The 24,839-nt window shown below is 33.4% G+C and carries 24 protein-coding genes and 1 tRNA gene; 18 read left to right on the top strand and 7 right to left on the bottom strand.

All coding sequences use genetic code 11. The annotated features are described in order from the left end of the window. Positions 1-73: 73 nt before the first annotated feature. Positions 74-412 carry an arsenosugar biosynthesis-associated peroxidase-like protein gene (locus tag GBH57_RS01585; RefSeq protein WP_151672300.1) on the bottom strand — a complete coding sequence of 113 codons (339 nt, stop codon included), beginning with the start codon at positions 410-412 and terminating at the stop codon, positions 74-76. Between the two features lie 182 nt (positions 413-594). Here GBH57_RS01585 and GBH57_RS01580 point away from each other — a divergent pair, with 182 nt between their 5' ends. Then, positions 595-1,605, top strand: a complete 1,011-nt coding sequence (locus tag GBH57_RS01580; RefSeq protein ID WP_235904626.1) for a hypothetical protein — start codon at positions 595-597, stop codon at positions 1,603-1,605. A 31-nt stretch (positions 1,606-1,636) separates the two neighbouring features. Here the strand turns inward: GBH57_RS01580 and GBH57_RS01575 are convergent, their stop codons facing one another. Next, positions 1,637-2,422, bottom strand: a complete 786-nt coding sequence (locus tag GBH57_RS01575; protein ID WP_161596049.1) for a DUF481 domain-containing protein — start codon at positions 2,420-2,422, stop codon at positions 1,637-1,639. Between the two features lie 64 nt (positions 2,423-2,486). Beyond that, a tRNA-Phe gene (locus GBH57_RS01570) sits at positions 2,487-2,559 on the bottom strand. 223 nt (positions 2,560-2,782) lie between these two features. Between GBH57_RS01570 and GBH57_RS01565 the strand changes: the two genes are divergently transcribed. The 13 genes from GBH57_RS01565 to GBH57_RS01505 all read left to right on the top strand — a co-directional run bounded on the left by GBH57_RS01565 (position 2,783) and on the right by GBH57_RS01505 (position 14,734). After that, positions 2,783-3,511, top strand: coding sequence for a type III pantothenate kinase (locus GBH57_RS01565; RefSeq protein WP_151672298.1), 729 nt, complete (start codon positions 2,783-2,785; stop codon positions 3,509-3,511). Further along, positions 3,511-4,752: a BamG family beta-barrel-assembly machinery protein gene (gene bamG, locus GBH57_RS01560; RefSeq protein ID WP_151672297.1), complete on the top strand. Its 1,242-nt coding sequence runs from the start codon at positions 3,511-3,513 to the stop codon at positions 4,750-4,752. Before GBH57_RS01565 ends, bamG begins: the two co-directional genes overlap by 1 nt. 18 nt (positions 4,753-4,770) lie before the next feature. Then, on the top strand, positions 4,771-6,132 hold the full coding sequence (locus GBH57_RS01555; protein WP_151672296.1) for a tetratricopeptide repeat protein: 1,362 nt from the start codon (positions 4,771-4,773) through the stop codon (positions 6,130-6,132). Positions 6,133-6,135: 3 nt separating this feature from the next. Beyond that, the gene (lptC, locus tag GBH57_RS01550; protein ID WP_151672295.1) at positions 6,136-6,720 is read left to right on the top strand and encodes an LPS export ABC transporter periplasmic protein LptC; all 585 of its coding nucleotides are present in this window, start codon (positions 6,136-6,138) and stop codon (positions 6,718-6,720) included. After that, positions 6,701-6,907: a hypothetical protein gene (locus GBH57_RS01545; protein ID WP_151672294.1), complete on the top strand. Its 207-nt coding sequence runs from the start codon at positions 6,701-6,703 to the stop codon at positions 6,905-6,907. Before lptC ends, GBH57_RS01545 begins: the two co-directional genes overlap by 20 nt. A 202-nt stretch (positions 6,908-7,109) precedes the next feature. Continuing rightward, positions 7,110-7,688, top strand: a complete 579-nt coding sequence (locus tag GBH57_RS01540; RefSeq protein WP_151672293.1) for a hypothetical protein — start codon at positions 7,110-7,112, stop codon at positions 7,686-7,688. A 123-nt stretch (positions 7,689-7,811) separates the two neighbouring features. Further along, entirely contained in the window at positions 7,812-8,120 is a 309-nt protein-coding gene (locus GBH57_RS01535; protein WP_151672292.1) for a hypothetical protein, read from the top strand. Between the two features lie 207 nt (positions 8,121-8,327). After that, complete coding sequence (locus GBH57_RS01530) at positions 8,328-8,957, top strand: hypothetical protein (protein WP_151672291.1); 630 nt, start codon at positions 8,328-8,330, stop codon at positions 8,955-8,957. Continuing rightward, a complete protein-coding gene (locus GBH57_RS01525; RefSeq protein ID WP_151672290.1) occupies positions 8,957-9,433 on the top strand; it encodes a hypothetical protein in 477 nt (158 codons plus the stop codon). The genes GBH57_RS01530 and GBH57_RS01525 overlap by 1 nt, the downstream gene beginning before the upstream one ends. Before the next feature lie 12 nt (positions 9,434-9,445). Further along, positions 9,446-9,922 (top strand): hypothetical protein, encoded by a 477-nt coding sequence (locus GBH57_RS01520; protein WP_151672289.1) that lies wholly within the window; start codon positions 9,446-9,448, stop codon positions 9,920-9,922. Next, a complete protein-coding gene (locus GBH57_RS01515) occupies positions 9,913-11,010 on the top strand; it encodes a T9SS type A sorting domain-containing protein (protein ID WP_151672288.1) in 1,098 nt (365 codons plus the stop codon). The genes GBH57_RS01520 and GBH57_RS01515 overlap by 10 nt, the downstream gene beginning before the upstream one ends. A gap of 141 nt (positions 11,011-11,151) precedes the next feature. Next, positions 11,152-12,408, top strand: coding sequence for a hemolysin family protein (locus tag GBH57_RS01510; protein ID WP_151672287.1), 1,257 nt, complete (start codon positions 11,152-11,154; stop codon positions 12,406-12,408). 202 nt (positions 12,409-12,610) lie between these two features. Next, positions 12,611-14,734 carry a peptidylprolyl isomerase gene (locus GBH57_RS01505; RefSeq protein ID WP_151672286.1) on the top strand — a complete coding sequence of 708 codons (2,124 nt, stop codon included), beginning with the start codon at positions 12,611-12,613 and terminating at the stop codon, positions 14,732-14,734. 71 nt (positions 14,735-14,805) lie between these two features. Here GBH57_RS01505 and GBH57_RS01500 read toward each other — a convergent pair whose 3' ends face one another. Together GBH57_RS01500 and GBH57_RS01495 are read right to left on the bottom strand one after the other, a co-directional pair. Next, a complete protein-coding gene (locus GBH57_RS01500; RefSeq protein ID WP_151672285.1) occupies positions 14,806-15,717 on the bottom strand; it encodes a GYDIA family GHMP kinase in 912 nt (303 codons plus the stop codon). Continuing rightward, positions 15,717-17,036, bottom strand: a complete 1,320-nt coding sequence (locus GBH57_RS01495) for a hydroxymethylglutaryl-CoA reductase, degradative (protein WP_151672284.1) — start codon at positions 17,034-17,036, stop codon at positions 15,717-15,719. Before GBH57_RS01495 ends, GBH57_RS01500 begins: the two co-directional genes overlap by 1 nt. A 191-nt stretch (positions 17,037-17,227) precedes the next feature. Here GBH57_RS01495 and GBH57_RS01490 point away from each other — a divergent pair, with 191 nt between their 5' ends. From GBH57_RS01490 to GBH57_RS01475, 4 genes are all read left to right on the top strand, one after another. After that, positions 17,228-19,405 carry a S9 family peptidase gene (locus GBH57_RS01490; protein ID WP_151672283.1) on the top strand — a complete coding sequence of 726 codons (2,178 nt, stop codon included), beginning with the start codon at positions 17,228-17,230 and terminating at the stop codon, positions 19,403-19,405. A 21-nt stretch (positions 19,406-19,426) separates the two neighbouring features. After that, on the top strand, positions 19,427-21,016 hold the full coding sequence (locus GBH57_RS01485; RefSeq protein WP_151672282.1) for a peptide MFS transporter: 1,590 nt from the start codon (positions 19,427-19,429) through the stop codon (positions 21,014-21,016). 94 nt (positions 21,017-21,110) lie between these two features. Beyond that, positions 21,111-21,656: a thioredoxin family protein gene (locus tag GBH57_RS01480; RefSeq protein WP_151672281.1), complete on the top strand. Its 546-nt coding sequence runs from the start codon at positions 21,111-21,113 to the stop codon at positions 21,654-21,656. 30 nt (positions 21,657-21,686) lie between these two features. After that, on the top strand, positions 21,687-22,226 hold the full coding sequence (locus GBH57_RS01475) for a thioredoxin family protein (protein ID WP_151672280.1): 540 nt from the start codon (positions 21,687-21,689) through the stop codon (positions 22,224-22,226). Positions 22,227-22,231: 5 nt separating this feature from the next. Here the strand turns inward: GBH57_RS01475 and GBH57_RS01470 are convergent, their stop codons facing one another. Both GBH57_RS01470 and GBH57_RS01465 read right to left on the bottom strand, forming a co-directional pair. Beyond that, the gene (locus GBH57_RS01470) at positions 22,232-24,148 is read right to left on the bottom strand and encodes a ComEC/Rec2 family competence protein (RefSeq protein WP_262714250.1); all 1,917 of its coding nucleotides are present in this window, start codon (positions 24,146-24,148) and stop codon (positions 22,232-22,234) included. A 161-nt stretch (positions 24,149-24,309) separates the two neighbouring features. Then, positions 24,310-24,813, bottom strand: a complete 504-nt coding sequence (locus GBH57_RS01465) for a C40 family peptidase (protein ID WP_151672278.1) — start codon at positions 24,811-24,813, stop codon at positions 24,310-24,312. Positions 24,814-24,839: the final 26 nt, after the last annotated feature.

Below are 24,839 nucleotides of genomic sequence, written 5' to 3'. Positions count from 1 at the left end.
TAAATTGATAATAACTATCTGCTTACTGCTTGCGGGTTTAATTTTTTATCGTTCTCAATTTCCGTTGAGTAACTTACATTTCTAATTTATTTACTTTGTTCATCATCATTGTTCCGTGCACTAATGTCGCTCCACTTTTAATTGCTGCACCTACGTGAATTGCCTCCATCATTTGCTCTTTAGTTACACCACGTTGTAGTGTGTCTTTAGTGTAAGCATCTATACAATAAGGGCATTGTTCAGTGTGAGCTACAGCGAGTGCTATTAAGGCTTTCTCTCTTGCTGTTAAAGCTCCTTCTTCAAAAACTTTACCGTAGTAGTCGAAAAATTTGTTCCCAAGTTCTTCACTCCATTCTGTAATTTTTCCGAATTTTCGTAAATCTGCTGGATCGTAATAATTATTTGCTGCCATAAATATCTTATATAAAATAAGTACGCAATTTTGCGCCTTTCAGTTTTAAAAAAGTAAATATACCATAAAGTAGTCTTGTGTAATTGAAGATGCTTACAACAATATGTAACTTATAGAGAATGCTGTTAAAACTATTCCTTATCGAATAAGAATCAGCTATTTTTGGCAAAAAGTTAGTTTTTATGAAAATTACTCAGGTAAAAGGTGTTTATGCACTTTTAAGTATCTCGTTTTTTTTGAGTACTTATATCAATGCGCAAACTCCACAAGTTCCATCGGGTTTTAAGGAGTATTATCCTATTGCTCAACGATCGTATTTGTCCGGAGGTTTCGGGAATAATGAGTATGAACAAATTCTGCTTGACGCAAAACCCTCTGTTTATTATAGCTTTTATAATGATATTCGTGAAGCTGTAACAGCAGATGAAAAAACACCGGGTTATGCTGTTTATTTGAGTTTTCAACCTCAAATTAGAATTTACAATGAAGAGTCTAAGCCTGTAAAAACACCATCTTATAAAATTCTTTTTGGTTGGCAACCTATTATTAAAACGTCAAATAATAACTTTTTAACTTTAGGTATTGAGTCGGGTCATTATTCTAATGGTCAGTCTAATAGTGCGTTTAGTGCTGAATTTGAAGACGAAAGTCCAGAGGGACAAGCGGTCTACAATACCATTACTGATGATACCGATTTATCTGAAATTTTAAATCGTGAAACAGGTAATTTTTCAACGAACCTTACTAAAATTTCATTTAACTATAGGCAGAATAAATTCACCGATGAGGTAATCCCTAAGCGTATTCATTCTTATACTGTGGCTTATCAAATTTTTCATGATAAGTTTTTTGGTGTAGTTGATTTTGGAGGATATAATCCAAAAGATAGGGATATTTTAGGGCGTCATCGTTTTGAAGCACAATATGAATTTACTTTCTACTGGAAAGGTATGCGCCTTGTTGCTGGTCAAGATGTATTTTTACAATTAGGAGCACATCCTTCGGTAACTCCATATAGAACTCAAACAAGATTGATAGTGCATCCTTGGAATACTGACTTAGGTTTTTATAGCCAGTTTGATTACGGTTTTGATGATTATAACTATCGCTTTGTAGATAGTTATCCGAGACTTTCTTTCGGAATTTCTTGGGATTGGTTTACACCATTTTTGTTAGAATCTAAGCGAAAGTAAAAATGGCTGTAAATTTTCCGAAGTATAATTACTAGTCGAATGAGTAATTTATTCCTGTGCTAAAATTATATTGGCTATTTGGAATTCCAACCGCAGGAGAGTTGTCATAAGTGAACGTGTAACTAAGTTTAAGTCCGAAATTTTTATACACTGAAGTTACTAAAGATGATTGACTTGAAATGCGGTAATCTGATATCTGTTTATACAAAGGTTGATAATAAGTAGTGCTTACAAAGCTGATGTTCTCTAATGGAAATAATGAGCAAGATAGATATGCGCTACCTCTAATATCTCTTTGAATACCTGTCGCTCCATCGTCCACTTCTTCGTATTCAAGCATAGTTAATGTTCCTGCGTAAACGCGATAGTTTTCTTTTCCTGAAATTTTAAATCGTGGTCCTGTGCCTAATAAACCTCTGAAGTTTATTTTAGAAATCTTATTGTATTGCGACTGTCCAAAAACTTCCCAAGTTATTATTGGTGTTATTTTATAATTATAGCGTAGGTGTTGAATTCCGCTATTTTCAAAATTGTCTCCTTCGATTTTCTGAAATGAGATATCATTTTTAAATAACACCAAATGATTGTTCATTTTATATTGAACGTGAATTTGATTTGAAAGCGTAATGAAGTCGTTAGTATTTCTTTTTAAAGCAAAGTTGAAGTTTGCATTTCCTGAAAACCCTGAGGTGTCGGTCACTTTTCTTAAAGACTCAACATTAAGTATTTGTGCATTAATACTGTTAATTGTAAAAAATAATACTACAAGTAGTGCTAATGATTTTACGTTTAATGATAAAGCGTTTGGCAATTTCACGATAATGAATTTTATAATGATGTAAAACAAAAAACCCCGAAACTTACGTTTCAGGGTTTTAATGTGGTGCCTCCAGGAATCGAACCAGGGACACATGGATTTTCAGTCCATTGCTCTACCAACTGAGCTAAGGCACCATTTACTAAAGCCGTATAACGAGTTTAGCGGCTGCAAATATAGTACTATTTAGAATTAAGCAAAATTTATTTTAGGAAAAATAGCATTTTTATTTACAATTTTTTCAAACTACTTCGTTTCTAAAGGTTTGAGGATCGAAAAATATTTTAAATAAATTCAAATTTGAAACTAATTGCTACCTCTTGAAATAACCTTGTATTTTTGTCGTCTTTCCGTTAGCCTATGAATTTAATAATCGATGTGGGGAATACCCGAAACAAAATTGCCGTCTTTGATGATGGGCAAATGCTGTACCAGGATGTGTACACTTCAAGTGAGGTAAAAGAGGCGCTGCTTTATATAACAGTGCATTTTCCTAAAGTTGATAGGTGTATTATTAGTGCTTCGGGAAAATTAAATGAAAATGACTTGGCTTTACTTAAACGCGAATATAAAGTTCACGAACTAAGTCATAAAAGTAATATCCCTTTTGAAAATTTATATGCTACCCCAACAACGCTAGGAGTAGATAGAATTGCACTAATTGCTGGCGCCGCATTAAAATTTCCGAAGAATAATGTGTTAGTTATTGATGCTGGAAGCGCAATTACATATGATTTTTTAAATTCAGAAAATGAATACTTGGGAGGTGCCATTTCACCAGGGCTTTCCATGAGATACAAGGCTTTAAATGAATTTACTGCCAACTTACCTCTATTAAAATCTGAATTTCCAAAAACATTTGTAGGTAATTCTACAAATAATGCCATACATGTGGGTGTGATTTTGGGTACAATAGACGAGATTGACGGGGCAATTTCACGATACAAGGAACAATATGCCGATTTAACAATTATTTTAACTGGTGGAGACACTGATTTTTTGCGAGATAGATTAAAAAATGACATCTTTGCCAACTCAAAATTTCTGTTAGAAGGCTTGAATTACATTTTAGAACAAAATAACGATTGATGTTGAAGCGAATTATTTTAGGAGTATTTATACTCATTACAAGCATATCTATAGCTCAGGAAGGAACAACCTCTCCATACTCATTCTACGGAATTGGTACGTTGAAGTTTAAAGGAACTGTTGAAAATAGATCGATGGGAGGCATAAGTGTCTTTAGCGATAGTATCCACACGAGCATCCAGAATCCTGCAGGATTATCAGATTTAGGTTTGATAAACTATTCAGTAGGTGGAAGTCATAAATATGTGACTCAAAAAACAAGCTCTGAAGAGCAAAAACAATCTACAACAAGTCTTGATTATATAGCTGTTGGTATTCCTATGGGGAAATTAGCTGCTAGTTTTGGTATTATACCTTATACATCAGTTGGGTACGATTTAGAAACTACAGATGGTGATATAACTTCTCGATTTACAGGAGAAGGTGGTTTAAATAAAGCGTTTATCACTTTTGCTTATAAGGTAACTCCTAAACTTAGTTTGGGTATAGATACCAATTATAACTTCGGAAATATTCAAAACACATCATTTAGTGAAACTGAAGGGCTTGAGTTAGCATCACGCGAAACTAATAGATCTGACTTATTAGGTTTTAGTTTTAATTTTGGTGCACGTTACAAAACAATGGTGACGGACAATTTACAATTAACTGCTGCGGCAACTTACACACCTGAAACTAATTTTAGTAGCGATAACTCAAGACAAAGAGCTACGGTTTTTGTTCTTGAATCTGGCGCTGAGGTTGTTAGGAATGAGGTGGAAGTGGATGTTGCAAATACAGATTTTACATTTCCATCACAATACACATTAGGTTTAGGGATTGGGAAACCAAAGCATTGGTTTGTTGGTGTTGAATACAACGACCAAAAAACAAGTAATTTTACAAATAGAACGTTTGAATTAGAAAATGTAGAGTTTACTGATGCTTCTAAGTTTAAGATTGGTGGTTTTTTTATTCCTAACTATAATTCTCTTGGAAACTACTATAATAGAGTTGTTTATAGGGCTGGAATACGTTTTGAAGAGACTGGTATTAACATCAATGGAGAGGGGATAAATGAGTTTGGCATATCTTTTGGGTTAGGACTACCAGTTGGGAGATTATTCTCTAATGTTAATGTAGGATTTGAGTTAGGAAGACGAGGTACTACAGATGCAGGATTGATACAAGAAAACTTTTTCAACACATTCTTAAGTTTATCATTAAATGATAAATGGTTTGACAAACGATATTTAGATTAACCTATTAATACCATCACTATGAAAATTAAAGCAATATTAACACTAGCATTATTCGCAGTTACATTTAGTGGCTCACTCTTCGCTCAAGGGCAAGACTGTATCGCTAAGGTTTCTATGTTTACTGAACCAGCAAAAGCAAAAAATTATCAAGAAGCATATAAGCATTACGACAAAGTAGTGGCAGAATGTCCACAAAGCACTATGGCTATCTATCAATATGGTGCTAAAATGTTTGAAGACTTTATTGAAAAAGGAGATAAGTCTAAAATAACTGAGCTTGAAAAAAATATGCGTTTGCGTATGCAATACTATCCTGCTAAAACCAAAGAAGGAGATGTATTAGCTGATCTTGCTCAAGTTCGTTACGATAATGAAATAGGAACAAAATTAGAGCAGTTTAATGCATTTGATAATGCTTATAAAACTGATGCAGCTAGTTTTTCTAGCCCTAAAGGTTTATATACTTACTTTTCATTAGCAAAAGATTTATTTACTGAAGGTCAAAAAGACTTACAAGATGTTTTTAATCTTTACGATGTGGTAAAGGAAAAAATGGAACTTGAAGAAGGTAAGTTAGCTCAAAAACTTACTCAGTATATTGATAGAGAAGAAGCTGGAGAAACTTTAAGTTCTAAGGATAAGAAGCGTATGAATGCTTACGAAAAAAACTTAACTATTTTTGGTAAAGTAAAAGGTAGTGTTGATACTAAATTAGGTAACGTTGCAGACTGTCCTAACTTAGTTCCATTATACAGAAAAGACTTTGAGGCTAAGAAAAATGATATCAACTGGATTCGTGGAGCAGCTGGAAGACTTTCAGGAAAAGATTGTACTGATGACCCATTGTTTATTCAATTAGTTGAACAGTTAGATAGATTAGAGCCTTCTGCAGATACTAAAATGTATTTAGGTCAATTAGAAGCCCAAAAAGGAAATGGAGCGAAAGCTTTAGAGTATTTTGAGCAGTCTGCAGGAATGCAGTCAGACCCAAACAAACAAGCGCGTATCTACTACAAAATAGCAGAAGAAAAGCGTAAGGCTGGAACTTACGGAGAAGCAAGAAAGTACTATAATAAAGTACTTGATGTACGTCCAAGTGATGGTAGATCATTATTGAAAATAGCTCAAATGATTGCTTCAAGCTCAAACAGCTGTGGTGGAACACCATTTGAAAAAAGAGCAGTTAACTGGAAAGCAGCTGAGTTTGCAGATAGAGCAGCACGTGTTGATCCTTCAATTGCAGCTAATGCGAGAGCAGCAGCAGCAAGTTATAGAGGTAGAGCGCCACAAAAGGTTGATATCTTTAACGAAGGTATGCAAGGAAAAACAATCTCACTTAGATGTTGGGTTGGTGGTAGCGTAAGAGTACCTAATTTATAATATATGAGTGCAATAGCACATTCACTAAAAAGCGTGATAGCCATTTCTATGGCTGTCACGCTTTTTGCATGTGATGGTAGCTATAAGGACAAACAGCAATTGTCTATTAAAGATGACGCTCCATTAGCCATGGGAAAGGAAATTAATTTGAAGTACACAGATAGTGGTAAGGTGGTTACTAACCTTCTAGCTGAAGCGTTACTTGATTATTCTAATTACGATTTTCCTTATCAAGAATTTCCTGAAGGTATAGAAGTTCGTTTTTGGCAGGATGGAAAACGTAGTACGGTAACATCAGACTATGCTATTAGGTTTAATGGCACAGGTATGATAGATCTTCGTGATAATGTAGTGTTGGTCACAAGTGATAGTCTTGTTTTAAAAGCATCTCAGTTATATTGGGATCAAAATAATAAATGGGTTTTTACAGATCAGCCTTATCAAATCAAGTTTAAAGATGGATCGTATAACGATGGTGCACGTTTTGATTCAAGTCAAGATTTTACCGAGTTTTTATCACGTAAAAATACAGGAGTACAATTAATAGATCAAAAAGAAATACAAGAAGATGGGAAGCAAGATTTATAAATTATTTGAATACGCATATATAATAATGGCTATCGCGGCTGGTTATTTAGTTTTTACCCTTTGGGATGAAAATCGTGGTAGAGCGTATATGTTTATCTTTTTTGCAATTGTAGCGGTATTTATGTTCTTTTTTAAACGCAAGTTTAGAAAAATGACTGAAGAACGATATACAAAGAAAGATGAATAATTTTTTAATTACTTGTCAATAGGCTAGGTGTAAAAACCTTTTGTTTTAGTTTATGAAATCTATGATTACGGAAAACCGTAATGGAGGTGTTTTATTTAGTGATAAATTGCGATCAACATAAATTTTATCTAAATAAATATGAAAAAATCTCCAAAAATGTTTTATCTTAATGGCTTAATGGCTTAATGGCTTAATGGCTATTATGGTACTTTTACTCCTTTCCAGTTGCACACAAGACGATTTACTTCCTGATAATGAAAATGGGCAATCTCCAACTAATTTTGATCCTTACGCAGGAGGTGTGCAATTACAAAATCCTTATGATGTGAATAATATGAAGGATGCTTTGCAGATAATTAAGGATAAAATTGAAGCAGGCACTTACATATTGTTTGATTACACACCAGACCAAAGAAATCCTTACGGTTTTGATGATTTTGAAATTTCAACTTCTCATAAATATGTTAAATTCACTCCACAATCTGAGACAGAATTTGCGATTTTAAAGCGAGATAGTACCTTATTTTTAGCGGATTATCCTTTAGACTATATTTTTGCAGAATCTTATTTTGAATCTCGAACAGTACCGTTTGAGGATTATATGCCAGAGTATTTTGCAACAATAGCAGTTGATAAAACAATACCAAATGTTACTCACGAAGTACTGGGTGATTTATATTTACCAGAACAAGATTTATATTTTGAAGAAGAAGGGCAGTTTCTTACTAGAGAAACGGTAATAGGTAATAAGGAAGATTTATTGCATCATCTTTTATGCTAAGCCTATTCTTTAAGAGGTCAGGAAAATTTACTGTTAGAAGATGGAGGTTGTTTTACTACAGATGGAACAGCAAATCGTATTTTTATTTTTGGAAGAAAATGGTATCCTTCAGGGAGCATAAGTATGTTTGATCAACATGCTGGTATCACCCCTGGTGGTGAAGAATGCACAACGCTTGCTTACGCAGATTATTCAGAGTGCCCAGAAAGTCAAAGAATGCCTGATGGTGGTGTGATTGATATGGATTGTATTATATGGACGTATGTTACGGAGTGCGAAACGTTACCTGATACTCAGGGATTAGTAATACCTTTAGACGGAGTGCAAGTGTTGATGAGACAACTATTTACCGTTAGACAGGCTATTACAGATATAAACGGATATTTTTCAACTGATTATGTTAGAGGGAAAGCAAGGTATGTTGTGCAGTAGGAGCGTTATCACTTTAGTATTCGTGACGGTCTTACATTACAGGCAGAGTTAAGAGGGCTTAACGTAAAGCAGCAAAATTGGAATAAAGTTATTACAGGAGGTGAGGATGCGTATCACGCTATAATCCATGAAGCAACCCACGAATATTATTACGGAAATACTTTAGGTACACATAGACCTCAAACTAATGGAGCGGGGCGTTCTCAAATGAAAATTGCTGCATTAGAACAAGATGGTCCTTCTTCTCATATACCAGAGTTTAACTTTTTGTTGTTTCCTTTTCAACCAAAAATTAAGATTAAGGAATGGAGCGATAATACAGAAGAAAGATATGGAACAACCATTCACGAATTAGCTCATAGTGCACACAGAAGTTTAGATCCTACACGCTATTCTTCATTAGTTTCCAGAGGTTATGTATTACCCTGCGTAACTTTTTCAGGTTGTAATGATCCAAGTAATTCAGATCATCAATCGGCACGTCGTTTATTAGAAACTTGGGCAACTACCGTAGAAATAGAAATAGTTCTTAATAGATATGTAAATCAATTTGGACAGAATAATTATAATTATAAGAATGATAATCATCAATTTGTTACAACTGCTGGAGAAGAATACTATACTTCAGCTGGTAGGGATATGATAGATGATGAAAATCAAAGACAAGATTATGGTGGGGCTTTCCCAATAGATAATGTTTCAGGTTATACTCTAGGTCAATTAGAAAATGCTATAGATGGTGCTAACACTTTTTTACAATGGAGGTTAATCTTAGCAAATCAAACGGCCAATATTACTGAATTATCTTTACCACAACTTTTTAATAATTGGGAATAATGAAATTATTTATTTTAACATTAATGGCTTCAATTTTTATATGTTGTCAGCCATTTCCTGAATCAGAAATGTTTAATCTTACTTGTATTATCAAAAACGATACTGATAAACAGGTTTCTATACAAAGAACATTTAAGACTAATCTCGAAGAAATTGAGATTAGTTTTTTACAACCTCAAGAAAATTTTAGGGGTGATAATATTGAATCTAGTAATGAAGATTATTACGTAGACCCTTCAAGTATTATGCCTATAACTTCTTTAAAAGGAGATTCTATAATTTTTGTATTTGATAACAATAGAATAATAAGCTACTCATTTGATATAGTTAATGGAGAGAATATTTTCACTAATCCAATAGACAGAAACCCTACAAGAGTTGGGTCTTATGAGCAAATAGGTGATGATGAGTTGTTGTATACCATCACCCAGGAAGATATTAATAACGCAGCGCCCTGTGCTGGGCCTTGTTTATAATAATTGGGAATAATGAGGAATTTAATAAAATTATTTATTGGTTTATTTGTGTTTAGTTGCCAGCCTTTTCCTGAAACATCAATGACTAAGAAAATATTTTCTGTTAAAAATGTTTCTCCTGAAAACGTTAAACTTGTCATTTTTTTATTTGCTGATGAAGAGCCAGAATTAATCAATTTGATGCCGTTAGAAGTTTTTGTAGGTGATGTAATTGAAACAACTGGACCTTTGCCAAATGAAATTCCTAATGAAAGTACAGCTGCGTCATCTCTAAATGCTAGTGAAATAATAATTTTGTTTAATGAAGAAAAGATGCTGACTAGTAGTTTTAGCGAAGAAGATGTAGGTTTTGGATTTTTCTCAGAACCAATATTAAGAAATCTTCTAAGGAATGGCAACTACGTTTCAATAGGCAATAATGAATTTCAATTTGAAATTACCCAAGAAGATTTTGAAAACACAATACCCTGTGAGGGGCCTTGTTTATAAAAATAAACTATGAAAAAGATACATTTAGTTTTTATTACACTATTATTTGCCTTTACCATCAAGAAATAACTCCCCAAAACCTTGGGGAGTTATTTCTTGATGGTACTACATTAATACGCAGCGGTCTTAATCAAGAGGCTGCTTTAGTAGCTATAGATAATCCAAATTTTCCTAGTGCAGTTATTGCTTCTGGGCTACTTACAGATAACTCATTTTTGAGAGCAGCGATTAATGAGGATGCGACACAAATGTATTTGTCAGATTTTAACGGGCAACTATGGGAAGCACCATTGAATGGTAGTGCTGTCCCTAATTTTACACCTTTAGGTACATTTGAGTTAGAGGTTGCCGGAATGGATTATTATAATGATAAGGTGTATTTTACTACAACGGCTCCTCAAATAATCTCTTTTAATCCAGATGATGCAGATAACTCCCTACAAAATTTTTACGAACCATCTTCGCCATTGCCTATTTTTAATACAGAAATAATTGGCGACTTTTTGTATTACAGTTCGCAATCAAGCTTTACGGCGCCTATAGATTTTGAAATATTTAGATTGGATTTAACAAGTGCAAATCCACAACCAGAATTGGTGGCTATAACTCCAGACAGGATAATTACTATTGCTAAAAATGGAGGCTTTCTTTACTTGGGTTCTAATGAAAACAACGCTGTGTATCGTGCTGATATTAATGGAGTATTTCCAGCAACAGTAGCAACGGTATTTACATCAATTATTCCAGAAAATGAAAGTACATTGTTTTCTATAGTTCACGATGGAATATTTTTTTATTTTTCAACGGATGATGGTTTGTATCGTATTAATGACCCATTGCTTAGTGTTTCAAATTTTGATATTTCAGAAATAAAAGTATACCCAAATCCTGCATCAAGCATCGTGTCATTTTCTAAAGATGAACAAATAGTAAATGCTCGTGTTTACGATTATCAAGGTAAATTAGTTGTTTCTTGCACAACCTGTAATGAAATAGCTATTGATAATTTAGAAGAAGGTGTTTATCTTTTAAAAATGAAAACAATTACAGGAAACATTACAACAAAAATGCTTGTAATTAAAAAGTAGTTTTTCTGAAATAGTAAACATCAATAATATTAACAATGCACTTCTTATAAATGAGGAGTGCTTTTCGCATTAATACCAAAACACATGCTATCTTTGTCGAGTACTTCAAAAAGCTGACCTAATATTTTTGTCGTCAACCAAATGGAATACCATTTAATTATTATAATACTCTCTTTAATCTTCTCCGCATTCTTTTCGGGGATGGAGATTGCGTATGTTTCTTCTAACAAGATCCATATTGAAATTGAGAAAAAACAAAATAACTTTCTCGCTGGTGTATTAAAGAAAATTACAAAAAGGCCGTCGAAGTTTATTGCTACAATGCTTGTTGGTAATAATATAGCGCTTGTTGTTTATGGTTTTTTTATGGGGGAGTTGTTAATGGATTATATTCCCATTGATGGAGCGACAGGATTGTTGATACAAACCGTTGTTTCTACCATTGTGATATTGTTGACTGCCGAGTTTTTGCCTAAGGTGTTTTTTCAAATTTATGCAAACGACTTAGTTAAAATCTTTGCAGTGCCTGCTTACTTTTTCTACATTTTCTTTACGTTTATCTCTGAGTTTATTATTTGGATATCAGATTTAGTTCTAAAATATATTTTTAAAATAGAAGGCGATACTGTCCAGCTTAGTTTTAGTAAAATTGAATTGGGAGCTTATATTAGTGAGCAAATGGATTCTGTTGAAGTAGAGGATGAAATTGATACAGAAATTCAGATTTTTCAAAATGCATTAGATTTTTCTGAAATTAAATCTCGCGAAACAATGATTCCGAGAACAGAGGTTATTGCCGTTGATTTAAAAACTACACCACAAGATTTAAACAAGATTTTTTCTGAAACAGGACTTTCTAAAATTCTTATTTATAAAGAAAACATCGATGATATTTTAGGGTATGTACATTCTTTCGAATTGTTCAAGAAACCGGAAACCATTAAAGAGGTATTGATGCCAGTGGTGTTTGTTCCTGAAACCATGTTAGCTAAAGATGTGCTGAATATTTTAAGTAAAAAGCATAAGAGTATAGCTGTAGTGGTAGATGAATATGGTGGTACCAGTGGTATTATTACTGTGGAAGATATTATTGAAGAGCTTTTTGGTGAAATAGAAGATGAACACGATAGTATTGAGCTAATTGAGGAACTTTTGGAAGAAGGAGTTTACATATTGTCTGCACGACATGAAGTAGATTATTTAAATGAAATGCTAAAACTAGATCTTCCTGATAGTGAGCATTATGAAACCCTTGGTGGAATGATAGTTCATATAACGGAAGGAATTCCGGAAAAAGGCGAGTTAGTAAAAATTTCAGATTATGAAATTGAAATTCTTGAAGTTTCAAACACTAAAATAGACCTTGTGAAGTTAAGTCCTGCCACTTCTGAATCATAGCAATCTTCTAATATTTAAAATTTCAGAAGTACTCCGTTACTAGTGATGTTTGCTGCACTTTTTCTCTAATTATTTTATTCCCTTTTTTAAGCAATCATTTTTTAGCTATTCTGTTTTTATAAATGCAGGGAAAATGGTATTTTCGCCCACTAAATTAATGTGGGCTGCTATATGATATACAGTCTGTAATAGAAAATTTAAAATGGCAATATTAAATAGTATTCGTAAAAGAGGAGTGTTCTTGATTATTATAATCGCGCTAGCGCTTTTCTCTTTCATCCTAGCAGATGTAATTAGAAATGGTGGTTTTTCAACTGAAAAGTCATTAACGACGGTAGCTACTGTTAATGGTGAAAATATGCCTAGAGAGGCGTTTATGAAAAAAGTGGAGACAACTCAACGTTCTTTAGGTCCAAATGGAACGACTGCGCAAGCAATTAACTCAGTTTGGGATAGAGAACTAAGAACTGTGCTTCAACAACAGCAGTATGAATTATTAGGTTTAACTGCTCAGCCAGAAAAATTAGAAGATGAAATGCGTAATGGACTTGCAACTAACGCAACGTTTCAAGATGCAAATGGAAACTATAGTCCTGGGAAAGTTCAGGAATATGTGGCTAATGTGAAATTGACAAATCCTTCTGCTTACCAATCTTGGTTAGATTACGAAGAAAGTATTAAGTCAATTACACTTCAAAATACGTATTATAATATGATACGTGGTGGTTTACGCAGCACATTAAGTGAGGGTGAAAAGCAATACCGTTTTGAAAATGATAAACGTAACTTAGAATTTGTTTTTGTTCCTTATACAAAAATTCCAGATGCTGATGTAGAAGTTACAGATGCTGACATTACAAGTTACGTTAAAAATCATGCAAGTGAATTTGAAGTTGCCCCACAAGTTGATATTCAATATGTATCATTTAGCGAAGCACCTTCTAGTGCAGATATCGCAGACGCAGAAAAAGATATCTTATCATTCTTAAATGATAAAGAGGTTTATAACAAAGCGACAAACCAAACAGAAACAGTTTTAGGGCTTAAGAATACTACTAACTATGCTGAATTTGTTAATGCAAATAGTGATGCAGCATTTCAGGATCGTTATTTCTTTAAAAAGGATTTACCGGCATCAATCGCTGATACATTATTCGCAACTCCTGTAGGAGCTATCTATGGTCCATACAAGTTTGGGAATACAAATAACATAAGCAAAGTGATTGCTGAGAAGACAATGCCAGATTCAGTTCAGTCTAAGCATATATTAATTAGATATAGTGGTTCTTTAAGAGCTTCAGATGCAATTACTCGTTCTAAGGCAGATGCTAAAAAATTAGCTGACAGCTTAAATGCAGCTATAAAGAGAGCTCCTTCTAAATTTAAAGAACTTGCTATTGCTTTTTCTGATGATAAATCTAATAGTGAAAAAGGTGGTGATCTTGGTTTCTCTGGACCAGGAAGAATGGTTCCTGCTTTTGATAAATTTATATTTGAAAATCCAACAGGAACAGTAGGAGTTGTAGAAACTGATTTCGGTTTTCACGTAGTTGGTGTTGAGGATCAAAGAAATAAGCAAAAGGCAATTAAAGTAGCGACTATTACTAAAGAGGTTGAGGCTAGTGAGACAACTTTAAATGATGTTTTTGCTCAAGCTTCTAAATTTGAAGTTTCTTCTCAAAAAGGAGATTTTGCAGAGGTTGCTAAGTCACAAGAATTAGCATTAAAGCCAGTAAATAAAATTGGTGCCTTAGATGCTAATATTCCAGGTGTTGGTAACAACCGTACCATAGTAAACTGGGCTTTTAATGAGGAAACTGAAGTAGGAGATGTTAAAAGATTTAGTACTGCAGATGGATATGTAATTGCTCAATTAACAAGAAAAAGCCCTAAAGGCTTAATGAGTGTTGCAGAAGCTTCAGCAATTGTTTCTCCTAAATTACGTAACGAGAAAAAAGCAGCGAAAATTAGAGCAGCTATTTCAGGTGAGTCGCTTCAAGATGTTGCGTCAAGTCAAAGTGTTACTGTACAGAATGCTACAGCAATTACAATGGCTGCACCTACATTACCAGGAGCAGGAGCAGAACCAGCAGTAGTTGGAGCAGCTTTCGCTAAAAATGTTGGTGAAACTACAGGATTAATCAATGGAGAAAAAGGAGTATTTAAAGTAAAGGTTGTTGCAGTAAATAATGCGCCTGATCTTGAAACATACTCAATGTATGCTAACCAATTGAATAACGCAGCTACTCCTGCTGTAAATACTAAAGTATATCAAGCGCTTAAAAAAGCATCTGATATTGAAGATAACAGAGCGAATATGTTTTAATAACAATAGCACATACTAAAAAAGCCTTCTCAAAAATTGAGAAGGCTTTTTTAGTATGTGCTATTCTGAGTTTATTTATTCAAAATCATTTCGTTAAAAGGGATGATAGTGGTGTATCCTTTATTTCTGAAATATTCTAAATTTTGATTTGGAGAAACGACAAGTATAAAATCACCACCCCAAGCTCCTAAACTTTTAATTGTGTGCGGATAATCTGAAAACAGTCTGCTTTTAGTTGTTGCTAAGCCTGTAAGTTTTGAAATATGTGTTTCGTGTGCTTGCATTAAAGTTTCGAAGTCTTTTAAGGTGTAACACATTAAAAGTTTATTTGTAATTGCTGAAATAGCTTCTATAACTTTTAAGTCCTTTGGCTTTGTTCTATAAGTTGAAATCCCTTCTTTACTATCTTGTTTTTTGTTTAGGTGAACAAAATAAATACTGTCTTTAAAATCCCAATCTAAAAACACATTACGTATATCAACTGACTTTTTTCTTTTTGTATAAATGATAGGAGTATTGTTTTGAGCAGCAGCAATGTCATAACCACTACCGCCAAAACTTTTTTCTAATAAGGTAAATGCATCAACACCTGCCCAGCTGGCAATACTGTTAATAAGGGTGGAAGAAGAGCCTAATCCCCAAGATCTGTCAAAATCTAATGTTGTTCTTACTTCAAAGCCAATATTGTCTATTAGAAATGAAGAATTTAAAGATCTTGCACTTTTTAAAATAACAGTTAATGTCTTTGCAACCGGATCTGTAGATGTACTCTCTAAAGTAGAGAGTACAAAAAATGCTTCAAACCAACATTGGTTTTTGTTGGTAAAACTTTTCCAATGTAAACCAGGAGTGTCAACAATTGAAACTTTGAGATTTTGCCCTAGTTTTGTAGGGATTGCTAATGCGTCTGCACCATCTAAAACAACATACTCTCCAGTTAAAAGGAGTTTTCCGTTACTGTAATATGTAGTTGATTTAGTCATTATTTTATATCGCGTAAGTTGGAAATAAATGTAACTACATTACTATGCGAAACTGGATTAGTTTTATAGTGCTCTATTGCTTGTTCTTTTTCTGTGCTTGTTGCATTAAGTCCATTTAATATATTCATTAAGTGCATTTTCATATGCCCTTTTTGAATTCCCGTAGTGACTAATGATTTTAGTGCAGCAAAGTTTTGGGCTAAACCAGCAACTGCTACTATCTTCATTAATTCTTTAGCATTTGGTTTTTGTAATAAGTCGAAAGCAAATTTCACTAAAGGATGTAAAGAGGTTAATCCTCCCACGGTACCAAGTGCTAGTGGCAACTCAATCCAAAATGTGAATATTCCATTTTCGATAGCTGCATGTGTTAAGCTAGAATAGTTTCCATTTTTTGCAGCGAAGGCATGAACTCCCGCTTCAACGGCTCTAAAATCGTTTCCCGTGGCGAGTATCACTGCATCCACACCATTCATAATACCTTTGTTGTGTGTAACTGCTCTTCTAGGTTCGGCTTTTGCAATTGCAACGGCTCTAGTTAACTTTTCGGCAAATACTTGACCTGAAATCTTACCAACTGTTAAAGACTCAACAGGGCAAGAAACTGATGCTTTAACGGTGCATTCAGGTACAAAGTTTGACAAAATACTCATCACTATTTCAGGTGTTTTTTCTGAAATTTTAAAGGGTGTGTATTCTTGTGTTTTTGATTCAAATATTGTCGCTATTGTTTCAAGACAGCTATTAATAAAGTTAGCTCCCATAGCATCTAATGTTTCGAAAGTACAATGTAATTGATAGTATCCTTCGAGTTTTTTAGTGCTATCAACAAGTGTAATGTCGATTAGACCGCCACCACGTTTTTTCATGTTGGTTTGAAGTGTCTCTATTCCTGAAATTAATGCGGGCTTTGTTTCATTGAAGAAAGTTTGCAAATCATTAAAATTTCCGAAGTAATTAAAATGAACTTGCCCATTTTTAGTTGTGGATATTATTTCGGCTTTAAAACCGCCCTTTTCTAACCAAAATTTAGCTGCGTTACTTGCGGCAGCAACAACTGAACTTTCCTCGATGACCATTGGGATGGTGTACAGTGTATCGTTAATTAGAAAATTAGGAGCCACGCCCAGGGGCAAATAATAATTTGAAATGGTATTTTCTATAAAATCATCGTGTAGTTTCTGCAATGATAAATTAGTGTTCCAATATTGTTCTAAAGTGTTTTTAGCCGAAATATTGCCTTCAAAATAATGCGTAGTTAGCCAATTTATTTTTTCGGTTTTTGTTAATTTGGAAAATCCAGAAACGGGGTTCTTCATGGTGCCTTTGTTATAGATTACAAAGATACTGAAAATGCGATGCTTGTGAGGCAGTGGTGTCGAATTCTCAAATATTGAGATTAAGTTGCTTTCGAAAGTTTCGGAACAAGGGCTAATAGTGGATTTAACAGTAAATCTAAGGCTAGTTTGCTTAAAATTTGTTAAACTTGTGAGAACAAAATTTTAACAGTTTGAAGTACACAATCCTCAGTCGTTTATTCCTACTATTTTTAGTAGTTACCTCTACAGCAACGGCGCAACAAAAAGACATTACATTAGAAGAAATATGGGGGGGAGCATTCAGGACCGAACGTCTAGATGTTTTACGTTCATTACAAAACGGGAAAGAATATGCTGTTTTGAATTATGATAGAAGCCTTGCTGCATCGACAGTAGATGTTTACGATTATAAGAGCGGTGAGAAAGTTCGAACCTTAGTTTCTTCAAAAGATCTTGACGGTATAGATTATATAATTTCGTATGAGTTTAGTGATGACGAGTCTAAGTTAATCATAGCTACTCAGCTTGAGCAAATTTATAGAAGGTCATCGTTAGGTACTTTTTATGTTTATGATTTGGTATCAAAAAAGCTTACGTTGATTTCTGAAAAGAAAATACAAGAGCCGACGCTTAATGCAGATGGGACAAAGGTTGCATATGGTCGTGACAATGATTTGTTTATAAAGAATTTAGCTTCAGGTATAGAAACTCAAATTACTACAGACGGATTAAAAAACAGTATTATAAATGGTATTACTGATTGGGTATACGAAGAGGAATTTGCTTTTGTAAGAGCTTTTGACTGGAGTAAAGATGGAAAGAGATTAGCCTATGTAAAGTTTGATGAAAGTGAAGTGCCTCGATTTTCTATGGATGTTTATGGAACTGAATTGTATCCTTCGCAGCAAGTATTTAAATATCCTAAGGCTGGAGATGCTAATGCTAAAGTAAGTTTACATCTTTATGAATTAGCGACGTCTAAAACAACTAATGTTGATTTAAGTAAATACAACAGTTATTACATTCCTAGATTAGAGTGGACTATGGATGCTACTATTTTAAGTGTTCAATTAACTAATAGAAAACAGAATGTAATTGATCTTGTTTTTGTTGATGCAAGAAAGAATAATACAAATTTAGTGCGTCAAGAGAAAGATGCTGCTTATGTTGATGTAACAGATAATCTTACGTTTTTTGATGATAATAGTTTTATTTGGACAAGTGAGAAAGATGGATGGAACCACATTTATCACTATGATAAAAATGGAATGTTAAAAAAGCAGATCACTTCTGGAGATTGGGAAGTGACTAACTATTATGGTTTTGATAAAAAATCGAAAACAGTTTATTATCAAAGCACTGAAAACGGAAGTATTAATCGTGGTGTCTATAGTATAGGTGTAGATGGAAAAAATAAAAAATTACTATCTACTAAAGCGGGAACAAATAGCGCAGCATTTAGTGCAGATTTTACTTACTATATAAACACATTTAATGATGTAAATACACCTTATATGTTTACGTTAAATGATGCTAAGTCGGGTACTGTTGTAAGAGAAATCAAGAACAATAATAAATTGAAAGAACAATTGTCGAATTATAAAATTTCGGCTAAAGAATTTTCTACTATTGCTGTAAATGGCAATGATCTTAATATGTATATGATTAAGCCATTAGATTTTGATGCTTCAAAAAAGTATCCACTTTTTATGTATCAATATTCTGGACCAGGATCACAAAATGTTTCAAATAGCTGGAATGGTTCAAATGATTATTGGCATCAAATGTTAGCGCAACAAGGATATATTGTTGTTTGTGTTGACGGTAGAGGGACAGGTTTGAAAGGACGTGATTTTAAAAAAGTGACTCAAAACGAACTTGGGAAGTATGAAGTTCAGGATCAAATTTCAGCAGCTAAAAAATTAGGAGAGTTGTCTTATATTGATTCTGAAAGGATAGGAATTTGGGGATGGAGTTATGGAGGTTTTATGTCTAGTAATTGTTTGTTTCAAGGAGCTGATACTTTTAATATGGCTATTGCTGTTGCACCAGTTACAAGCTGGAGATTTTACGATACCATTTATACAGAGCGTTACATGACAACGCCACAAGAGAATGCTAGTGGATATGATGTTAATTCGCCAATGTCTCACGTAGATAAATTAAAAGGGGATTTTTTACTAATACATGGTAGTGCTGATGATAATGTTCATGTTCAAAATACTACAAGACTTGTTGAAGCTTTAGTGCAAGCAAATAAGCAATTTGATTGGGCAATTTATCCAGACAAAAATCATGGTATTTACGGTGGAAACACTCGATTACACTTATATACAAAAATGACTAATTTTATTAAAGAGAATTTATAATCAACTATAATCAATTAAACTATGGAATTTAAATTTGGAGGTTCAGAAACAAATCAGCGTACGGTGCTAGGGCATCCGTCAGGTCTGTTTGTTTTGTTTTTCACAGAAATGTGGGAGCGATTTTCATACTACGGTATGCGAGCACTTTTAGTGTTATTTTTAGTGGCTTCAATGCTTGACGAAGGTTGGGGATGGGAACGCTCTGAAGCATTAGTGTTATATGGTATTTATACAGGGCTAGTTTATATTACTCCAATTTTTGGAGGTTTAATCGCAGATAAACTAACAGGTTATAGAAATGCTATTTTGATAGGTGCTCTATTAATGACATTAGGTCATGCATCTATGGCATTAGAAGGTATTGCAAATCCATTTTTTTACTTGGGCCTTGGTTTGTTGATTTTAGGAAACGGTTTGTTTAAGCCGAATATTTCTTCAATGGTAGGACAGTTATACAAAAACCAAGGAAAAGAGAAGGATGCAGGATATACTATATTTTATATGGGTATTAATGCAGGAGCTTTCTTAGGAATTCTATTATGTGGTTACATAGGTGAATCTGTGGGATGGCATTATGGATTTGGATTAGCTGGTATTTTCATGTTTTTTGGAATGCTACAGTTTTATTTCGCACAAACTATCTTTGGAAGAATAGGACTTTCTCCTAAAAACTCACAAGATTTTGATGATGCTATTGAGAATACTTTTGAAGATACAAAGGACGCTATTGAGGATACAATGGAAGAGGCGGCTTCAAGCAAAGTAACAAAGGATAGATTAATTGTAATTGGTATATTAGCCTTCTTTACAATATTCTTCTGGTGGGCTTTTGAGCAAGCAGGTGGTTCTATGACAATTTTTGCTGCAGATTATACAGACCGTTTATTGGTAGGTGATGGAGCAATGATTTTTAAAGTTTTTAACACGATACTTACTGTTGTGCCAATGTTAATTATTACTTGGGTGTTAGCGATGCTATTTAAACAGACATATTCAAAATATTCAATTTCTAATATTTTATTAGGAAGTAGTTTTGTTATTATTTGGGGTATTGTAATCTGGATGTTAGTAAGAGAGTTTAATGCTGATTCTTCAGAGGTTCCAGCGTCTTGGTTTGGTATTTTAAACTCATTCTTCATCATTGCCTTTGCACCACTATTTTCTAAATTATGGCAAAGTAAATTGAACCCAACAGGACCAGTTAAATTTGCTATTGGTTTAATTTTATTAGGATTAGGTTTTGGTGTATTAGCTTACGGTTCAATGGGAATTCCATTAGGAGCTAAAACGGCATCAGTAAGTATGATTTTCTTGATTGTAGCTTACTTGCTACATACTTTAGGAGAGCTTTGTGTATCTCCGGTAGGACTTTCGTATGTAAGTAAATTAGCGCCAGTTAAGCTTATTGGTTTAATGTTTGGAGTTTGGTTTGTTGCTAACTTTATTGCTAATACTGCTGCCGGTATAACGGGTAGTTATATGGATCCTATTCTAGAGGAAAAAGGATTGTCATACTTCTTTTTAATATTCACCCTAATTCCTATAGGAGCTGGTGTAATAATGTTGATACTTAATAAGTTTCTACTTAAAAAAATGCACGGTATTAGATAATTATAAAACACAATTATTTGTTATAAAAAACGTTCCATTTTGTGGAACGTTTTTTGTTTCAGTACATTTAGTATTTAAAGATCAAATTTTGTTTATGAAAAATATATTCGTGCTAATAGCGCTATTCACTGCCACTTCGATGATGGCTCAAAAGCAAATTAATTGGATGTCAATGAATGATGCATTAGCGGCTCAAGCTGAAAATCCAAAGTTAATTTTTATTGATATGTACACTAACTGGTGTGGGCCCTGTAAGCTTCTCGATAAAAAAACTTTTAGCAATACGGATGTAATTGATTATATGAACGATAACTACTATGCAGTAAAATTTAATGCTGAAGGTGATGAGCCTGTAGTATATATGGAAAATGAATTTGGAAACCCAAATTACGACCCAGCTAAAGCAACACGAAGAAATTCGCAGCATCAATTTGCTAGACATTTAAGTATTCGTGCTTACCCTACAGTTGTCTTTTTAAACGAAAAAGGTGAACTTCTTACTGCACTTAAAAGTTACCGAACACCACAACAACTTGAAGTGTATCTAAAACTCTTTGCTGAAGGGACTTATTTAAAATTAAAAACTCAGGAGGAATTTAATACCTATACGGAGAATTTTGTGCCTGTATTTAAAGGGTAAGTATTGATAAATGTTAACGACTCAGTAACTATGAAAAAATTACTATTAATTACAATAATAGGTTTGTTTGCAATTACAGTAAATGCCCAAGAAGGTATTAATTGGATGTCAATGGACGAAGCATTAGCGGCACAGGAAATAACTCCTAAAAAGATATTTATGGACGTCTATACTTTGTGGTGTGGACCTTGTAAAATGTTAGACAAAAACACTTTTAGTGATAAAAAAGTAATAAAGTATATTAACAACAACTATTACGCAGTAAAATTTAATGCTGAAGGACCAGACGAGATTACACACAAAGGCTTTACCTATACAAATCCTAGATATAGAGAAGATAAAAAGGGAAGGAATTCTACACATTTTTTTGCTGATGCACTCAAGTTAAGGGGATATCCAAGTTTAGTTTTTTTTACAGATGATGGTACTTTAATCCAAGCATTGCCAGGGTACAAAACACCAGAGCAATTAGAGATATATCTTAAAATGATAGCAAGTGATGATTATAAAGAATTGACTACAAGAGAAAGTTGGGAAGAATATCAAAATAATTTTAAAGGTACTTTTTAGTATTCTCAATCAATATTATAAGCACCCTTTTCGTACGTGCTATGAAAAGGGATTTTTTTATTTAAGCAAGTCTTTTTCCATCGTTCAACATAGCTTTGGTAATTGTTTCCATCTGCGATAACTTGTAATGGTTGAAGGCCGTCAATTAAACGTTCTAAATTTACTTTTGGACTTTGAGTTAAAACTACTATTGCGTTTTGGAATTTAGCACAATAGACCGCTGTACTATCAACTATGGTGTATAATTGATTCTTATATGTAAATATATTCTGAAATTTTAAATATTTTATTTCTGTGATGTTTCGTTCTATTATGTAACTTTTTAGTGGATACTCATGTTTCAGATTTATTGAATCAGTTGAGATTACTTGTAGATTATTTCCTTCTTTAATAGTTATTAGTGAATTTTTAGATTTATGAAAAATGACTAATTCGCTTTCTAAGTCTTTATGATTTTGCCAATGAAAAATTCCAGTTATCATTAATATGCTAACTAAAATTAATGTTATTCTTTTAAATGATTGTTTGTTCCAAAATAATATAAAATTGAAGAGTAAAAAGTATGAAGCTATGAGCATTTCAGCAGAGAAAAAGATGTCAGTAAACAGAAAGCTGTCTTGTTGAGAAATCCATTTAATAAAGTTATTTAGTTGGCGTACAATCCATCCATACGATAAGTAAACCCAATTCCAACTAAAATTAACGGCTGCTAGTAGTATAATTAAAATTCCACCGCCTAGAATTAAACTTAGAAAAGGAAGAATCACTAAGTTAGATATAAAAAATAATCCAGGAAATTGATGGAAATAATATAAGCTTAAAGGCATAATGCCTATTTGTGCTGCAATTGTAACAGTGAGGATTCCCCAAAATAGTCTTTTAAAATAATTGCGAGGTGTATAAAAGTTGTAGAGTTTAGGTTGAATGATGATTATAGCTAACACTGCCATATAGCTCATTTGAAAACCAACATGAAATATGAGCATTGGGTTGTAAACTAAAAGAAAAATGAATGATAATAATAGGGTGTTAGCAGTGTTAGTTTTGCGTTTTGATAGTGTTGCTAAGCCTAGGAATGAAAACATCGTTACAGCACGGCAAACCGAAGGCGATAGCCCCGTTATGTATGCGTATGTCCATAAACTTGTAATGATGCACAAGGATTGAATAACGCGCCCGTAATTTATATACTGTAAAGGCTTTGTGATAAATAATAGTATGAAATATATAATTCCAACGTGAAGTCCAGATACGGCTAAAATATGTATAGCTCCTGCCGCAGCAAATTCTTGATATTGTGTTTTGTCAATATCTCTCTTTTGTCCCAGTACTAGCGCTTGTATTATTGCTCTTTCTCTAATTGGTATTGGTGTAGCAGAAAGTTTATGGATTAAAAATTCTCTTGCACTTTCAGCGGTACCTCTAATGGTTTTTTCAGTGGTTGAAATTTTTAAAATTTCCGAAGCTTTAATTCTTGTTTGGTGATATACATCTAAAGTTTTTAAGTAGTTTTTATATTCAAATTGATAAGGGTTTTTTGAGTAGGGGGCTCTTTCAATTAAAGTTTTAACTAGTATAGAGTTGTCTATGTTTAGTGGCGTGTTTAAGCTGTCTTTTTGCAATGAAAGCAAAACCTTTCCAGTAGTTTTAAAAGATCCTACTTTGTTAATTTGTGCAATATATTTGAAATTGTAAGTGTCACTTTTTAATATTTCAAGCACTTTAAATTCAACCAATTTTTGGTTTTCGTCAGATAAAAAACATTCGAAATGTTTTGGTTGATGCGCAGGTAGTCTAGCTTGAAATGAGAGTATTCCAATTAATAGAAACAGCACCATTGCTAAAGCACCAAATAATATATTCCGAAAGTAAAATTTCCGAAGTAATAACCAAAGTATTGTTAAACAGGAAATCGTCCCAATGATAGTCCAAATAAGAATTTCTAGACTTTCAAATACTATAAAATTGCTAGCAACAATACCTGTAGCGTAATAAATAGCAATTAATAAAATAACTTTATTGAGGTGGATAAACAGTTTGGTTACTGCGTATAAAGTAGGGAGCTGAGTTAAATGTACAAAATTTATAGAATTTTGCGTGCTTGAACAAATGCATTTTTCCAGTAACGTTCATCTAAAGAGGACTCTATAACTCCTTTTGAAGTGGTGGAGTGAATAAATTTAATACCTCCTCCGTTAGTTTCTGTAACGATACCAACGTGGTTAATATTTCTGCTATTTTTGTTTGTTCTAAAAAACACTAAATCTCCTTCGGCTACATTTGAAAGTGAAATTTTAGTTCCTCTTTTTGCCATTTCTCTGGAAACACGTGGCATTTGAATATTCTCATTTCCGAAAGAAACATATACTAAACCAGAGCAGTCCATACCTCTGGAGGTTGTTCCGCCATATTTATATCGTGTGCCTCTAAAAGTTCTAGCATAATCAATAATATTATTTGAAGCGGCTTTGTGCGAAGTTCTTGATGAAGTTCGTTCTTTTTTGTAAGTATTGTTTGATGTAGATTTAGAACTACCACATGAAGTTATTAAGAGTAGAAGTAGTATTAGTGGTAATAATCTTTTCATATGGAACAGCTAGTTTTTTGTGTTTA

The organism is Patiriisocius marinus, from assembly GCF_008974325.1.
Lineage (GTDB): Bacteria > Bacteroidota > Bacteroidia > Flavobacteriales > Flavobacteriaceae > Patiriisocius > Patiriisocius marinus.
This window is presented reverse-complemented; position numbering and strand designations above follow the sequence as displayed.

Excerpts from the sequence above, each read along its gene's own strand:
- GBH57_RS01565 (WP_151672298.1), top strand. The coding sequence starts at position 2,783 with ATGAATTTAATAATCGATGTGGGGAATACCCGAAACAAAATTGCCGTC.
- GBH57_RS01545 (WP_151672294.1), top strand. The coding sequence starts at position 6,701 with ATGGGAAGCAAGATTTATAAATTATTTGAATACGCATATATAATAATG.
- GBH57_RS01585 (WP_151672300.1), bottom strand. The coding sequence starts at position 412 with ATGGCAGCAAATAATTATTACGATCCAGCAGATTTACGAAAATTCGGA.
- GBH57_RS01535 (WP_151672292.1), top strand. The coding sequence starts at position 7,812 with ATGTTTGATCAACATGCTGGTATCACCCCTGGTGGTGAAGAATGCACA.
- GBH57_RS01555 (WP_151672296.1), top strand. The coding sequence starts at position 4,771 with ATGAAAATTAAAGCAATATTAACACTAGCATTATTCGCAGTTACATTT.
- lptC (WP_151672295.1), top strand. The coding sequence starts at position 6,136 with ATGAGTGCAATAGCACATTCACTAAAAAGCGTGATAGCCATTTCTATG.
- GBH57_RS01520 (WP_151672289.1), top strand. The coding sequence starts at position 9,446 with ATGAGGAATTTAATAAAATTATTTATTGGTTTATTTGTGTTTAGTTGC.
- GBH57_RS01540 (WP_151672293.1), top strand. The coding sequence starts at position 7,110 with ATGGTACTTTTACTCCTTTCCAGTTGCACACAAGACGATTTACTTCCT.
- GBH57_RS01495 (WP_151672284.1), bottom strand. The coding sequence starts at position 17,036 with ATGAAGAACCCCGTTTCTGGATTTTCCAAATTAACAAAAACCGAAAAA.
- GBH57_RS01530 (WP_151672291.1), top strand. The coding sequence starts at position 8,328 with ATGAAAATTGCTGCATTAGAACAAGATGGTCCTTCTTCTCATATACCA.
- GBH57_RS01505 (WP_151672286.1), top strand. The coding sequence starts at position 12,611 with ATGGCAATATTAAATAGTATTCGTAAAAGAGGAGTGTTCTTGATTATT.
- GBH57_RS01510 (WP_151672287.1), top strand. The coding sequence starts at position 11,152 with ATGGAATACCATTTAATTATTATAATACTCTCTTTAATCTTCTCCGCA.
- GBH57_RS01480 (WP_151672281.1), top strand. The coding sequence starts at position 21,111 with ATGAAAAATATATTCGTGCTAATAGCGCTATTCACTGCCACTTCGATG.
- GBH57_RS01580 (WP_235904626.1), top strand. The coding sequence starts at position 595 with ATGAAAATTACTCAGGTAAAAGGTGTTTATGCACTTTTAAGTATCTCG.
- GBH57_RS01525 (WP_151672290.1), top strand. The coding sequence starts at position 8,957 with ATGAAATTATTTATTTTAACATTAATGGCTTCAATTTTTATATGTTGT.
- GBH57_RS01485 (WP_151672282.1), top strand. The coding sequence starts at position 19,427 with ATGGAATTTAAATTTGGAGGTTCAGAAACAAATCAGCGTACGGTGCTA.
- bamG (WP_151672297.1), top strand. The coding sequence starts at position 3,511 with ATGTTGAAGCGAATTATTTTAGGAGTATTTATACTCATTACAAGCATA.
- GBH57_RS01465 (WP_151672278.1), bottom strand. The coding sequence starts at position 24,813 with ATGAAAAGATTATTACCACTAATACTACTTCTACTCTTAATAACTTCA.
- GBH57_RS01475 (WP_151672280.1), top strand. The coding sequence starts at position 21,687 with ATGAAAAAATTACTATTAATTACAATAATAGGTTTGTTTGCAATTACA.
- GBH57_RS01500 (WP_151672285.1), bottom strand. The coding sequence starts at position 15,717 with ATGACTAAATCAACTACATATTACAGTAACGGAAAACTCCTTTTAACT.